The following is a 13,335-nucleotide window of genomic DNA, read 5'->3' on the forward strand; positions in this document are numbered from 1 at the left end:
GCGGGACCGGTTCGCGCGCAAGTGCACCCCCGACATCCCGTCCGAGGGATCTCACCGACGGCGGTCCAGCAGCAGGACGTCCACGGTGGAGCCGGCGGCGGCACTGGTGACCCGCTCGCCGAGCACCAGGAGCCCGTTCGCCTCGGCCAGGCCGGAGAGGGTGAACGGTCCTCCACGCAGCGGTTGCACGGTGTAACCGCCGCCGCGTCGCTCGGCGACGTGCGCGGGCCGGAACTCGCGCAGCCCGCCGGGCGACGACACGGTCTCCAGCAGGTGTGCCCGGACGCTGGGACGGAACACCGGCTCCGCGCCGGCGAGCAGTTGGATCGCCGGCCGAGCCAGCACCTCGAAGCCGATCAGCGCGGCGCCCGGGTCGCCGGGCAGGCAGACCACCGGCACCTCCTCGGCGCCGACCGTGCCGAACCCGAGAGCGGTGCCGGGATAGAGCGCCACGTCGGTGAAGGTCACCGGTCCGGCCCGGCCGCCCTCGCGGCGGGACAGGATCCGCCGGACCATGTCACCGGGGCCGGTGCCGGTCCCGCCGGTGGTGATGATCAGATCGGCCCGCAGGGTCTGGTCCTCCAGCAGGCCACGCAGCCCCTCCGGGTCGTCGTCGCAGATGCCCACCCGGTACGCCAGCGCGCCCACCTCGGCCGCGGCGGCGGTCAGCGCGTGCGAGTTGGCGTCCACCACCTGACCGGGCTGGCTGCCCCGGCCCACGTCGACCAGCTCGTCCCCGGTCGCCACGATGACCACCCGTGGACTCGGCCGGACCACCACGTGGCCGATGCCGGTGGCCGCGAACACGGCGACGAGAGCCGGGGAGACGTACGTGCCGGCGCGGGCGAGCAGGGTGCCGGCGGGCAGCTCCTCACCGGCGCGGCGGACGCCGTACCCCCGCTTGGGGGTACGGAAGATCTCGACGGCGGCCATGCCCTGGTCGGTCCACTCCACCGGGACCACCACGTCCGCGGCGACCGGCAGGGGCGCCCCGGCGGCCACCGAGAAGCACGCGCCCGGGGTGAGCCGCACCGGACGCCAGCTCGCCGCGCCCAGGTCGCCGACCACGTTGAGCCGGATGCTCCGCCCACCGGGCGTGCCGGAGGGGGCCGGGACGTAGCTCGGACCCCGGCCCCCTCCGGAAATGTCCTCCCAGCGGGCCGCGTACCCGTCCACGGCCGCCTGGTCGAAGGCCGGGAAGGCGTGCGGCGCGACGACGTCCTCGGCGAGGACGTTGCCGTGCGCCTGGGTGAGGTCGAGGTCGAGTGGCGGCAGCGCTCGTAACCTGCGCAGCACGCTGCCCAGGTAGTCGGCGAGCGGCGTCAACTCGTTCGCGGCCGCCTCGGCGTCGGCCGTCGCGGTCATGTACCAGATCCGCCTGCCGCGTCGGCCTTGACGAAGTCGGCCAGCCAGGCGCGGAACTCGGTGCCGACGTCCTCGCGTTCGGCGGCGATCTGGACGACCGTCTGGAGATAGCCCAGCGGCATGCCGGTGTCGTAGCGGGTGCCCCGGTAGACGATCGCGTGCACCGGGGTGCCCTCGGTGCGCAGCAACTCCATCGCGTCGGTCAACTGGATCTCGCCCCCGCTGCCCGGCTTGGTCCGCCGGATCGCGTCGAAGATCGTGCCGGGCAGCACGTACCGGCCCAGCACGGCCAGGTTGCTCGGCGCGTCCTCCGGCTGCGGCTTCTCCACCATGCCGGTCACCTTGACGACCTCGCCGATGTCGGTCAGGTCGGCCTCGGCGGGCTCGACCGAGGCGATGCCGTACCGCTTGGTGTCGGCCGGGTCGACCTCGAAGAAGGCGAGCACCACGCCGCCGGTGCGGGCCTGCAACTCCAGCATGGCCGGCAGCAGCGGCTCGGACGGCTTCACGAACTCGTCCCCGAGCAGCACCGCGAAGGGCTGGTCACCGACGTGGGCCTCGGCGTACCCGATCGCGTGCCCGAGCCCGAGCTGCTCCGGCTGCCGGACGGTGTAGATCTCGGCCAGCTCACCGGGCCGACGCACGGCCGCGAGGCGCTCGGCGTCGCCCTTCTCCTCCAGCCTGGTCTCCAGGTCGGGGCGACGGTCGAAGTGGTCCACCATCGACGTCTTACCCCGACCGGTGATCAGCAACACGTCACCGATGCCGGCCTGGGCGGCCTCCTCGACGATGTACTGCAGCACCGGCCGGTCGACGACCGGCAGCAGCTCCTTGGGAACCGCCTTGGTGGCCGGCAGGAAGCGGGTGGCCAGTCCGGCGGCCGGGATGACGGCCTTGACCGCCAGGGGACGGCCGGTTGCGGCGACCGTCGCTGAGGGGTTCGCTGAGTGCTCCGACATGCCGCGAGACTATCGGCCACGGCTCTGCCGCGGCGGGTGTGGCCCAGAAGACGCGCCGCCGCCCGGCCCCGGCCGCGCCGCGTCCGGGCCCGCTCGCGCGGCGTCCACCGGGCCGTCCGCCGGTTCCGGCCGCGCGTGCGCGGGCCCCGGACGGTTCGATTCGGGTACGCCCGCAGCCGGCTCCGACCGGGCGTGGCCGCCCGGCTCCCGCGGGACCTGCGCGGACCGGCCGGCTCTCGGCAGCCCGTCGGGTGGGCTGACCGCGCCGGCCGGCACCGGGATCTCCCGCGTCGGCACGTCCGGGCGGACCTCCGCGACGCGGTAGGTGTCCCGACCGGCGGCCTTGGCCACGTAGAGGGCGTCGTCGGCGGCCTCCAGCACCTCCCGCCCGGTGCTGCCGTGGTCCGGGTAGACGGCGATGCCGACCGACACGGTCACCACGATCGGTCCCGCGTACGCCTCGACGGCGATCGGCGTCTCGCGTACCGCCGCGCCCAGCCGTTCCGCGACGATCGCCGCGCCCCGGGCGTCGGTCTCCGGCAGGAGCAGCACGAACTCCTCCCCGCCCTGCCGGAACGCCAGGTCCACCTCGCGGATCTCGCCGCGTACCCGCCGGGCGAACTCCGCCAGCACGGTGTCCCCTGCCGCGTGCCCGTACGTGTCGTTGACGTCCTTGAAGCGGTCCAGGTCGAGGGCGAGGACGCTGAGCATCCGGCCGAACCGGCTGGCCCGCTCGACCTCCCGGCGGATCGACTCGCGCAGGTAGCGGTAGTTCCACAGCCCGGTGAGCGGATCGGTGAGGGAGAGCCGCTGGGCCTCCTCGTGCACCCGCACGTTCTCGACCGCGACGGCCGCGTGCCCGGCGAAGGTCCGCAGGGTGACCAGGTCGTCGTCGTCGAACTCGGCCGCGCCCACCCGATCGTAGAGCGCCAACACGCCGAGGGCCGCCGCCGGAGAGACCGCCTCGTCGGCGGTCCGCTCGCCGCCCGGGATGGTCCGCTCGCCGCCCGGGATGGTCGTCGTGCCGCTGCCGAGCCCGGTCGTGCCCGGGGCGGCGAAGGGGACCGCGACGTAGGTGCGGCAGCGCGGCTCGCCGGTCGGCGGTTCGGTCGGTTCCACGCGTCCCCGCTGCGGCTCGCCGGTGGCGGCCACCGCGCCGACCACGCCGACGCCGACCGGCACCCGCAGGGTCTCCGGGCCGTCCGGGTCGGGGGCCGGCCAGCGCCCGTCCAGACCCTCACTGCACTGTGCCACCAGCACCCCACCGGTCTCCACCAGCAGCACCGCGCCGGCCCGGGCGCCGGTGGCCGCGATGGCGCTGTGCAGGATCACCCGCAGGATGCGTTGCAGATCGTGGGTGCTGGCCAGGGTGTCGCCGAGCACCGCGAGGTGCCCGCGGAGCTGGTCACGACTGCTGGTGAGCGCCGCGACGTACGAACCGGTCTCGCGGGTCATCCGGTTGAACGCCTCCGCGAGCCGGCCCAGCTCGTCCCGGCCGCGCACCGGCACCCGGGCGGTCAGGTCGCCGTGCGCCACCCGGTCGACCGCGCCGGCCAGCTCCGCCAGGGGCCGGGTGGTCACCCGGGCCAGCCGCCAAGCGGTCAGCACGGCGAGCAGCCCGGCCAGGACGACCACGCCGGCCAGCGTGACGTGCAGACCCGGTGGCCTGGTGCTCGGCACGGACAGGACCAGCGGCAACGGCTGGCCCACCGACGGCCCGACCCGGCGCACGTACCGCCCCTTCGTGGTTTCGGTGACCCGTCCGCCGGTGGTGTGGCCGGCGGCGGCCAGCACCCCGTCGCGTACCTCGCGGGACTCGGTGGTGTGGGTGAACCGGGCGGCGCTCGCACCGCCGTCGAGCAGCGTGACCGCGACTCCGCTCACCGCCGCCAGCCGGGCCACGAAGGCGGGGTCGACGAGCTGCGCGGCGGCCACACTGCCCAGCAGGGTGCCGGCCGCGTCCCGCCGGTCGACGCGGGCCGCCAGCGCGCGGACCGGACCGGACGTCACGGTGACCGGCTCGGAGCAGTCCCGCCAGGGTGTCGACGGCGCGCCCGGCGAGACGTACGTGACCCGTCCACCCACGTCGCTGACCTGCACCGCCGCGGCCAACCCCCGGCCGATGAGCTGACCGGCGACGACCGCCGGATCACCGGTGAGGGCGACCGCGTCGGCGGCGGCACGGAGCTGCTGGCAGAGCGCGTCGACCGAGGTACGCACCGCGGACGCCGCCACGGCGAGGCGTTCGATGGACCGGGTGCGGTCGACGGCCGTGACGGTGGAGGCGACGAAGAACGCACCGAGCAGGACCGGGCCGAGCACCACCACGAGGAAGGCTGCCGTCAACCGCCCGCGTAGCGTCACTCGGTCCCCCCGGAAGTTCCGCCTCCGTTGCTTGCGATGCTGACACAGAGCAACCGTGGGAGTGGCGTTGCGTCAGGAGTGTTGCGTGTCAGATTTTTCTGATGAAGCGGAAGTGACCCGTGTGACGAAGCGGGACACCCGGGTACGGCTGCTCGCCCACCGTCGGGCCCTGGACGACGCGACGCGGGCCGAAGCCGCCCGGCGCGTCCAGGCCGAGCTGGTCGCCCTGGTACGACGGCTGCGCCCGCGCCGGATGACGGCGTACGTGCCGGTCGGCTCCGAGCCGGGCGGCGCCAGTCTCGCGGAGGTGTTGCGCGGGGCGTTACCGGCCGAGGGCGAGTTGCTGCTTCCGGTGCTCCGCGCGGATCTTGACCTGGACTGGGCGGCGTACACCGGTCCGCACGCGCTGGCCGCCGCCGGCCGGGGCATGCGGGAGCCGGTCGGTCCCCGCCTCGGCGTGACCGCCGTCTCCGGCGCGGAACTGGTGGTCGTGCCGGCGCTCGCGGTCGACCACCACGGCCGGCGGCTGGGCCGCGGCGGAGGCTCCTACGACCGGGCGCTGGCACGGGTGCCCACGGCGAGCCTGACCGTGGTGCCGTTGCACGACGGTGAGCTGGTCGAGGCGCTGCCCGCCGAGCCGCACGACCGTCCGGTCCGCGCGGTGGTCACCCCCTCTGGCGGGATGCGTACGCTTGCTGACGGCCCGGGTACGGCGCAGGGTGTCGCGCCCCACACGTCCGCTGGACGAACCCGGCCCGAATGACGCACCATTGGCACTCGAATACGTCGAGTGCCAACTGGCCGAGTCCAGATACCGGAGGAGAACGTGCCTACGTACCAGTACGCCTGCACCGCGTGCGGTCACCAGCTCGAGGCGGTGCAGTCCTTCTCTGACGAGCCGCTGACCGAGTGCCCGGCGTGTCAGGGGCGGCTGCGCAAGGTCTTCAACTCCGTCGGCGTCGTCTTCAAGGGCTCGGGCTTCTACCGCACCGACTCCCGCGCGTCCGGCTCGGAGACGTCGGCCGGCGGCGCGACCAAGCCGGCCAAGTCCGAGTCGTCCTCGTCCTCGGGTGGGGACTCCGGCTCGTCGTCCTCGTCGTCCTCGTCTTCGTCCGGGTCGTCGTCCGGTTCGTCCTCGTCGTCCGGTGGGTCGGGCGGCGGCAAGGCGGCGGCCAGCTCGGCGTCCTGATTCCGCTCGGTCGCAGACCGCTACGTCGGCGATGCGCCGCTGAACCCCGGGCCAGGTCTACCTGCCCGGGGTTCAGTCCCAGTGCGGAGGGCGTTGGGCGAGGAGCCAGTCGTCGTTTCCTCCGCTGCGCTCGCCCCAGCCGTGGTCGGTGTCGTCCGAGGTCTGCTCGGGCAGCACCACGAAGTCGTCGCTCAGGTCGACGGTGCGGTCGTCATCGCCGCGCGCGACCGCGGCGCCGGGTTCCTCGGTGCTCACGAGCGGCAACACTAGCGCAGGCCGGCGGCTCCGTTGGTAGCCTCGGACGGCGTGACGACCCCCAGCGGTGGCAGCACCCCGGACGACTACTGGCGTCGGCCCGGGACCGGCGACGGTCCCCCGGCGGACCAACCGCCGCCCGCCACACCAACCACCGACGGCTATGCGGGGCCACCCCCGAGCGTGCCGCCTCCGGCGGGCTGGCGTCCCCCCGTACACCTGGAGCCGGCGCCGCCGCGACGCCTGCCACCTCAGGACACGGCCGCCCTGGACGTGGCGGAGCAGCGGTCGCAGCGGGTCACCTACGGTTTCGGGGCCGCTGCCGCCGTGGTGGTGGTGGCCCTCGTCTGCCTGCTCTGCTCGCGGATCCTCTTCTGACCACCGCGCCGCTGGGCGGCGGCCGGCAGCGACCGTCGGTCCGCGCTGGTCAGAGGGTGGTGCCCCAGACGGCCTCGGCACCGGAGTGACCGGTCAGAGCGACGTAGACCAGGGCAGCGAGCGACAGCGCGACGGCGGCCACCGCGAGCACCGGCGTCACCAGGGCCGGCAGCCGTGGCACCCGGGGGTGTCCGCTGGTCGCCACGAGCAGCGCGATGGCCACGATCCCCAGCGGCACCACGATCCGGAAGAGGATGTCGCCGTAGCGCGAGTGCTCGAAGATCTGGTCGAGGATCTGCCCCTGGTAGCCCCGGGCGACCAGGGCGTCGGTGAACGCCTCACCGGACTCGATGGCCACGAAGGCGGTCACCGGCGTGACCACGGCGAGGATGCCCAGCGCCCAGTCCAGTCGGTGCCGCCAGCGCGGCAGCCCCACGTACGCGATGGCCAGCACCGCCAGCAGGGGGACGAAGACCACCATCGCGTGCACGACGAAGACGTGTGTCGGTAGACCCAGGATCTTCTCGAACATCGACACCTCCAGGCGGATCACGGTCCCGGGATCGCCAGCGTACGTACGAACCGCCGGTCGTCCCCGGGCTCTCCCCCGAAAGACACGCGCACGGCGCTGATGAGGTTCAGTGCTCGTATCGATCTCTACGAGCTGTGCGCGTGGCCACCGCCCTCGGCCGACTGTTGTCGTCGCTGGTCGCGCGTGCTGTCATTGGCGCGTGTCCAGAGGTGAGGAACTGCTGCGATCGCGAGGGCTGCGCGTGACCCGTCCGCGCCTGGCGGTGCTGGATGTCCTCGCCGACGGTGGCCACCTGGAGGTCGACGAGATCACCCGGCGGGTCCGGGAGCGCCTCGACTCCGTCTCCACCCAGGCGGTCTACGACGTGCTGGGGGCGCTGAGCAGGGCCGGGTTGTCCCGCCGGATCGAGCCGGCCGGCAGCCCCGCCCGGTACGAGGCACGCGTCGGCGACAACCACCACCACGTGGTCTGCCGGGGCTGCGGCGAGATCGCCGACATCGACTGCGCGGTGGGCAGCGCACCCTGCCTGGATCCGGGCGTCGCACACGGCTTCGAGGTGGACGAGGCGGAGGTGACGTTCTGGGGTCTCTGCCCGAGCTGTCAGTCGCGCCGCGCCGCCGACGGCTGACCTCTTCCCCGTCGCCGGAACCCCGGCCGGCCGTGCTGGCCGGCACCGGCGCGCCGGCCGTGGCACGCTTGGTCGGTGGACTCCGATGACCTCGGCCTCTTCGGTCCGGGTTCGGTCACGTGGAAGGTGCACGAGGAGCCGATCCTGATCGTCGCCGGCCTGCGCTCGCTCTACCTCCAGGCGTTGCACCCGCGCGCCATGGCCGGCGTCGCGCAGAACAGCAACTACCGCACGGACGCGTGGGGACGGTTGGTCCGCACGGCCACCTACGTGGAGACCACCGTCTACGGCACGACCCTCGACGCGGAGCAGGCCGGCGCGCGGCTGCGTCGACTGCACGCCCGGCTGCGGGCCACCGACCCCGCCACCGGCGAGGAGTTCCGGATCGACGACCCGGCCCTGCTGCGCTGGGTGCACGTCACCGAGGTCGAGTCGTTCCTCAGCACCGCCCGCCGGGCCGGTCTGCCGCTCACCGATGACGAGGTGGACGGCTACTACACCGAGCAACGTCGGTCGGCCGCCCTCGTCGGGCTGGACCCGGCCACGGTGCCGGGCACCGCCGCCGAGGTCCAGGACTACTACCGTGCCGTTCGGCCGGAGCTGCGGATGACCCGGGAAGCCGCCGAGACGGCGCTGTTCCTCACCGCCCCACCGCTGCCGTGGAAGCTCGGTCTGCCGGCCCGGCTGGGCCTCAACCTCGGTCCCCCACGGTGGGCGTACCTCGGGATCGCCGGAACCGCGCTCGCGCTGCTCCCCCCATGGGCCCGGCGGATGTACGGCGGGTTGGGGCTGCCCACCACCGAGTTGTCGGCGGATCTCAGCGTTCGCGCGCTGCGACTGGCGCTCGGCGCGGTGCCCCGTCGCTACCTGGAGGGGCCGTTGATTCAGGCCGCCAAGCAACGTGCGGCCGATCGAGCGGCGCTGGCCGGCTGACCGCACGCGCGCGGCGTCGAGCTGGCCGACGGACGCGATCAGCCCTCGACGGTTCGTTCCACGGCCGCCCACGGCTCCTTGCCCGGGGTCTGCGCCCCGGTGGGACAGTGCCGCCGGTAGTCGCACCAGCCGCAGCGCGGCCCGGGCGCGACCGGGAACGCCTCGTCGGCGTCACCGCCGTCGGCGACGACCCGCTCGGCGGCCATGATGTCGCGGGCCGTGTCCTCCGCGCGGGTCAACTGGCGGGCCAGCGACTCGACGGTGTGGTCGTGACCGGCGACCGTGCCGGTCGGCAGGTGGTGCAGCTCGACCCGGCGGCACGGCCGGCGGAACACCCGCTCGGCCGCGTACGCGTAGAGAGCCAGCGCCTGCGAGCCCCGGGCGTCGTCGGCGTCCAGCCCGGTGCGGCCCGTCTTGTAGTCGACGATCACCAGCTCCGGACCCTCCGGACCCGGCCGGGAGTCGATGCGGTCGGTGCGGCCGTTGAAGGCCAGGACGGCGGTCTTGACCGCCACCACCCGCTCGACACCCAGCGGGTCGGCCTCCGGCTCCAACGTCTCGACGTACGCCTCCAGCCAGCTCAGCGCCCGCCGGTAGGCGGCCCGCTCCTGCTCGTCGTCGCGGTAGCCCTCACGGACCCAGGTGCCCTTGAGCAGGGTGGCCAACGCCTCGGGGCGGCGTCGGTCGGCGGGCAACGCGTGCCAGTTCTTCAGGGCGGTGTGCACGCTGGCGCCGAGCGAGTTGTGGGCCCAGGGCGGGCCCTTCTGCGGTGTGGGACGGTCGACGTAGGAGTAGCGGTAGCGGCGGGGGCAGTCGGCGTACGCACCGAGTTTGCTCGGGGTGCAGACGAACAGACGCTCCGGCATCCCCTCGAAGCCGAGCTGCTCGGCGCCGCCGGGACGCTGCTGAGGGGTCCGACCGCCAGCGGCGGATCGTCCGGATGAAGAGGCTCGTCGCACGCCTGCGATCCTGCCATCCACCCCTGACATCCGGACTGTCCCGGTCAGGTCATGTTCACGTAGTGCGTCACGAACGCGGCCACCGCGTCGGCGATGAGCTGGACGGCGATCGCGGCAAGGAGGAGGCCGGCGATCCGGGTCAGCACCTCGATGCCTCCGGGACGCAGGATCTTGACGATGCCGCCGGAGAAGCGCAGCACGATCCACACGGCGACCATGACGGCGAGGATCGCCGCGGCGATCGCGGTGTAGTCGCCGAACCCGTCGGCCTGCTGGACGAAGAGCATGGTCGCCACGATGGCGCCCGGTCCGGCCAGCAGCGGGGTGCCCAGCGGCACCAGCGCGATGTTCGAGGTGACCTGCTGGCTGGGGTCGTCGGCCTTGCCGGTCAGCAGCTCCAGGGCGACCAGGACGAGCAGCAGCCCACCGGCGGCCTGCAACGCGGGCAGGTCAACGTGCAGATAGTCGAGCAACGTCTGCCCGGCCACCGCGAAGATCACGATCACACCGAGAGCGAGCGCGACGGCCTGCCACGCCGCCCGGTTGCGGTCGCGGGCGGGCAGCGGCCCGGTCAGCGCCAGGAAGATCGGCATCATGCCCGGGGGGTCGGTGATCACCAGCAGGGTCACGAAAACCTCGCCGAACAGCTTCAGATCCACGTGAGCAACCTAGCCGCGCCACGGTGGGCGAAATACGCGGATCAGGCCGAAGCGACCTCGGTCACCCCGGCGGCGACGATTCGCTCGTACGCCTCGACGCCGGTGGTGAACGCGCCGAGCCGGACGGTCTTGTGGGTGCCGTGGAAGTCGGAGGAGCCGGTGACCAGGAGGCCCAGCTCGGCGGCGAGCGCCCGGACGTGCTCACGTTCGGCCGGGCTGTGGTCCTCGTGGTCGGCTTCCAGCCCGGCCAGCCCGGCGGCGGCCAGCTCGGCGATCAGCTCGTCGGGCACCACCCGGCCACGTCGGGTGGCCCGGGGATGGGCGAACACCGGTACGCCCCCGGCGGCCCGGACCAGCCGGACCGCCCGGAAGACGTCGATGTCCTCCTTCGGCAGCCGGTACCGCTCACCCAGCCAGTCCGGGCCGAACGCGGCACGGGTGTCGGCAACCAGGCCGGCGCGGATCAGCGCCTGCGCGATGTGCGGGCGACCGACTGTCCCGCCGGCCGCGCCGGCGAGGATCTCCGGCCAACTCACGTCGATGCCGTCGGCGCGTAGCAGCGCCACGATCCGCTCACCGCGCTCCTCGCGGGCGGCCCGCACCCGAGCCAGCTCGGCGGCCAACTCCGGGTGTTCCGGGTCGAACAGGTAGGCCAGCAGGTGCAGCGGGATCGCCGGTTCCGCGCCCTCCCAGCGGCAGGACAGCTCGGCGCCCCGGATCAGGAGCAGGCCGGGCGGCAACGCCCGTACGGCCGGTGCCCAGCCCGCGGTGGTGTCGTGGTCGGTGATGGCCAGCACGTCCAGACCGGCATCCGCGCCGGCACGGACCAGTTCGGCCGGCGTCAGCGTGCCGTCGCTGGCGGTCGAGTGGGCGTGCAGGTCGATCCGGGGCGCGGAGCCGGTACGCGAGGTCACTCCCCGACGCTACCGAGCGGACCCGAAGCAGACTCGCGTAGGTGGCGGCGATCCCCCGGTGCCCGGCCCGGCCAGCCGGCCGACCCGGCCGGGTCAGGAGCCGCTGACCAGGACCGGCCGGTCGCCGGGCTCGAGGCCGGCCACGGGCATCGACTCGGCCTGTTCGCCGCCACGGACCCGCTTGACGTTCACCCGGACCAGCCAGCCGGAGCTGTCGACGTAGGCGACGTCCGAGTCGCTTGTCCAGGTGACCGTGCCGCTCACCGCCGGGCCGACGGGTACGGCGTCCAGCGTCGTGTCCAGCCGCTCCAGGTCGACCAGCAGGGAGCGGTCGGTCGACCCGACCTTCCCGTTCACCAGGAGCCACCGTCCGTCGTCGGACATCCCGCCGACGCCGTCCGGGCTCAAGTGGCTGCCGCAGGCGGTACGTGCCGCTTTCGTGGCCCGCTTCGGATCGACAAACGCCAGGCAGGTTTCGTCCGCCGAGTTCGCCGACACCTGGCTGACCAGCCGCCCGTCCGGCAGCGAACCGTAGATGTTGAGGGTGTCCTGCTCGGGCACCTCGGTCAGCTCGTCCGCGCCGGGCCGCCACAGGACGTGACCCGGCCGGGTCGGATCGAGTCGGACCAGCAGGCTGCTGCCGACGAACCGGACGGGTTGCGCGCTGTCCGGGACCGCGATACGCACCGTGCCGATGAGCTGGGTGCCGACGACTCCCGCCACGAGCAGGTCCTCGCCGTCCCGCCAGGCGACCTGCGTGCCGTCGGGGGCGAGAACGATCTGACCCGCGCCAGCCAGCAGCACCTGCACCAGGCCGTCGTCCTGCGCGACCCAGAGGGAGCGCCCGGCGGCGGTGGGCGCTCCGACCACCAGCAGACCCGTGCCGTTGGGCAGCCGGTGCGCGAGTTCGGCGGGGCCGACACCGGGCAGCGCCAGACGCTTGCCGTCGGCGTCGATCAAGGCGCCGGCGAAGAGCACGTCGGCGTGCGCCTTCGACGAGGTCGGAGGCGGGGCGGCGCTGGCCGTGGCGAGCGGTTGGGCCGACAGGTCCGGGTCGCCGATGACGACGATGGGCGGCCCCTGCTGGTCGGAGCCGCCGGAGAGGTGTGTCATGCCGGCGCCGATCAGCACTGTGGTGACCACCCCGAGCGCGATACCGACGCCGGCACGCCGCCGTCGGATCCGGTTGGCGCGTCGGATGGCCTGACCGGCCGGGTCGGCGGCCAGTGGACGGGTGACGGCGACCTGGCGCGAGAGAGCCTCCCGCACCGCACCTTCGAGCTGGTCACGTCGCACCTGATTAGGACGCCGCAGGCCACCCGTGAGGTTGTCGCGGGGCCGCGGAAAGACGTTCACTGCTGCTCTCCGGGGCCGGTGCCGACAGGCACGGCCACCGAAGCGGTGGGCAGGTCGAGCGCCGGGGCGATCGGATGGGGCGCGGACGGGCGCGGCGCGACCGGCCTGGGAGCGGCCCGACCGACGCTGGGACCCGGTGTCGCCGCGGAGCGGGCTCCGGCCATCCCGCCGACCGGGCCGGACGGGACCGCCTGGGCAGTACCGCCGGGTCGGGCAGCCGCTCGGGAGCGGGGGGCAGCCGCGTCGCGGCCGCGCCGCGAGGCGGTGCCGGTCGGCTCGGCGGCCAGATCCGGGGCGTCGGCGCCCATGCGCCGGCGCAACGTGGCCAGCGCCCTGGATGCCTGACTTTTCACCGTTCCTGGCGAGATGTCCAACAGGGCCGCCGTCTGCGCTTCCGACAGGTCCTCGTAGTAGCGCAGGACGAGCACCGCCCGCTGCCGGCTGGGCAGCTCCTTGAGGTGCCGCCAGAGCAGGTCGCGGTCGAGCTGCCGCTCGATCTCGTCGAGCCCGGGGCGCTCGGGCAGCACCTCGGTGGGGCGCTCACCGTGCCAGCGCCGCCGCCACCAGCTCGTCGACGTGTTGACCATCACACGCCGGGCGTACGGCTCGACCGCCTCGATCCCGCCGAGTCGCTTCCACGCGAGGTAGGTCTTCGTCAGCGCCGTCTGGAGCAGGTCCTCGGCCGTCGCCCAGTCGCCGGAGAGCAGATATGCGGTACGGAGCAGGGCGGCGGAGCGAGCCGCGACGAACTCGCGAAACTCCTCCTCCAGGGGATCCCTGCTCGCCACCACACACCTCCGCACCCAAACCGTTCTGGAAGAGTGCCACGTCAGCGGCGCTGCGG

At 73.8% G+C, this 13,335-nt stretch carries 15 protein-coding genes; 5 read left to right on the top strand and 10 right to left on the bottom strand.

Annotated elements, in window-relative coordinates:
- Window positions 1-51: 51 nt before the first annotated feature.
- Genes glp through ACIA3K_RS13275 form a run of 3 tightly spaced genes read right to left on the bottom strand, consistent with a single transcriptional unit; the run spans window position 52 to window position 4,688 of the window.
- Window positions 52-1,365, bottom strand: coding sequence for a gephyrin-like molybdotransferase Glp (glp, locus tag ACIA3K_RS13265; protein ID WP_396801056.1), 1,314 nt, complete (start codon window positions 1,363-1,365; stop codon window positions 52-54).
- Window positions 1,362-2,324 (bottom strand): UTP--glucose-1-phosphate uridylyltransferase, encoded by a 963-nt coding sequence (locus tag ACIA3K_RS13270; RefSeq protein WP_396801057.1) that lies wholly within the window; start codon window positions 2,322-2,324, stop codon window positions 1,362-1,364. Before ACIA3K_RS13270 ends, glp begins: the two co-directional genes overlap by 4 nt.
- A gap of 9 nt (window positions 2,325-2,333) precedes the next feature.
- Entirely contained in the window at window positions 2,334-4,688 is a 2,355-nt protein-coding gene (locus ACIA3K_RS13275; RefSeq protein ID WP_396801058.1) for a diguanylate cyclase, read from the bottom strand.
- 85 nt (window positions 4,689-4,773) lie between these two features.
- Here ACIA3K_RS13275 and ACIA3K_RS13280 point away from each other — a divergent pair, with 85 nt between their 5' ends.
- Window positions 4,774-5,451 carry a 5-formyltetrahydrofolate cyclo-ligase gene (locus tag ACIA3K_RS13280; protein ID WP_396801059.1) on the top strand — a complete coding sequence of 226 codons (678 nt, stop codon included), beginning with the start codon at window positions 4,774-4,776 and terminating at the stop codon, window positions 5,449-5,451.
- Window positions 5,452-5,514: 63 nt separating this feature from the next.
- Window positions 5,515-5,877, top strand: a complete 363-nt coding sequence (locus ACIA3K_RS13285) for an FmdB family zinc ribbon protein (RefSeq protein WP_396801060.1) — start codon at window positions 5,515-5,517, stop codon at window positions 5,875-5,877.
- A gap of 72 nt (window positions 5,878-5,949) precedes the next feature.
- Here ACIA3K_RS13285 and ACIA3K_RS13290 read toward each other — a convergent pair whose 3' ends face one another.
- The gene (locus ACIA3K_RS13290) at window positions 5,950-6,132 is read right to left on the bottom strand and encodes a hypothetical protein (RefSeq protein ID WP_396801061.1); all 183 of its coding nucleotides are present in this window, start codon (window positions 6,130-6,132) and stop codon (window positions 5,950-5,952) included.
- 51 nt (window positions 6,133-6,183) lie between these two features.
- Here ACIA3K_RS13290 and ACIA3K_RS13295 point away from each other — a divergent pair, with 51 nt between their 5' ends.
- The gene (locus ACIA3K_RS13295; RefSeq protein WP_396801062.1) at window positions 6,184-6,510 is read left to right on the top strand and encodes a hypothetical protein; all 327 of its coding nucleotides are present in this window, start codon (window positions 6,184-6,186) and stop codon (window positions 6,508-6,510) included.
- Between the two features lie 49 nt (window positions 6,511-6,559).
- Here ACIA3K_RS13295 and ACIA3K_RS13300 read toward each other — a convergent pair whose 3' ends face one another.
- On the bottom strand, window positions 6,560-7,042 hold the full coding sequence (locus tag ACIA3K_RS13300; RefSeq protein ID WP_396801064.1) for a DUF2231 domain-containing protein: 483 nt from the start codon (window positions 7,040-7,042) through the stop codon (window positions 6,560-6,562).
- A 199-nt stretch (window positions 7,043-7,241) separates the two neighbouring features.
- Here ACIA3K_RS13300 and ACIA3K_RS13305 point away from each other — a divergent pair, with 199 nt between their 5' ends.
- Together ACIA3K_RS13305 and ACIA3K_RS13310 are read left to right on the top strand one after the other, a co-directional pair.
- The gene (locus ACIA3K_RS13305) at window positions 7,242-7,670 is read left to right on the top strand and encodes a Fur family transcriptional regulator (protein WP_355048996.1); all 429 of its coding nucleotides are present in this window, start codon (window positions 7,242-7,244) and stop codon (window positions 7,668-7,670) included.
- A 75-nt stretch (window positions 7,671-7,745) separates the two neighbouring features.
- Window positions 7,746-8,603: an oxygenase MpaB family protein gene (locus ACIA3K_RS13310; RefSeq protein ID WP_396801065.1), complete on the top strand. Its 858-nt coding sequence runs from the start codon at window positions 7,746-7,748 to the stop codon at window positions 8,601-8,603.
- Between the two features lie 38 nt (window positions 8,604-8,641).
- On the opposite strand, the gene ACIA3K_RS13315 is transcribed toward ACIA3K_RS13310, so the two are convergent.
- The 5 genes from ACIA3K_RS13315 to ACIA3K_RS13335 all read right to left on the bottom strand — a co-directional run bounded on the left by ACIA3K_RS13315 (window position 8,642) and on the right by ACIA3K_RS13335 (window position 13,279).
- Entirely contained in the window at window positions 8,642-9,562 is a 921-nt protein-coding gene (locus ACIA3K_RS13315) for a RecB family exonuclease (protein WP_396801067.1), read from the bottom strand.
- A gap of 44 nt (window positions 9,563-9,606) precedes the next feature.
- Window positions 9,607-10,221, bottom strand: a complete 615-nt coding sequence (locus tag ACIA3K_RS13320; protein WP_355048999.1) for a MarC family protein — start codon at window positions 10,219-10,221, stop codon at window positions 9,607-9,609.
- A 41-nt stretch (window positions 10,222-10,262) separates the two neighbouring features.
- Window positions 10,263-11,135 (bottom strand): PHP domain-containing protein, encoded by an 873-nt coding sequence (locus tag ACIA3K_RS13325; protein ID WP_396801068.1) that lies wholly within the window; start codon window positions 11,133-11,135, stop codon window positions 10,263-10,265.
- 93 nt (window positions 11,136-11,228) lie between these two features.
- The gene (locus tag ACIA3K_RS13330) at window positions 11,229-12,491 is read right to left on the bottom strand and encodes a hypothetical protein (protein WP_396801070.1); all 1,263 of its coding nucleotides are present in this window, start codon (window positions 12,489-12,491) and stop codon (window positions 11,229-11,231) included.
- Window positions 12,488-13,279: a SigE family RNA polymerase sigma factor gene (locus ACIA3K_RS13335; protein ID WP_396801071.1), complete on the bottom strand. Its 792-nt coding sequence runs from the start codon at window positions 13,277-13,279 to the stop codon at window positions 12,488-12,490. Before ACIA3K_RS13335 ends, ACIA3K_RS13330 begins: the two co-directional genes overlap by 4 nt.
- Between the last annotated feature and the right edge of the window lie 56 nt (window positions 13,280-13,335).

Origin of the sequence: Micromonospora sp. NPDC051543 (assembly GCF_044454415.1) — a bacterium.
Taxonomy (GTDB): domain Bacteria; phylum Actinomycetota; class Actinomycetes; order Mycobacteriales; family Micromonosporaceae; genus Micromonospora.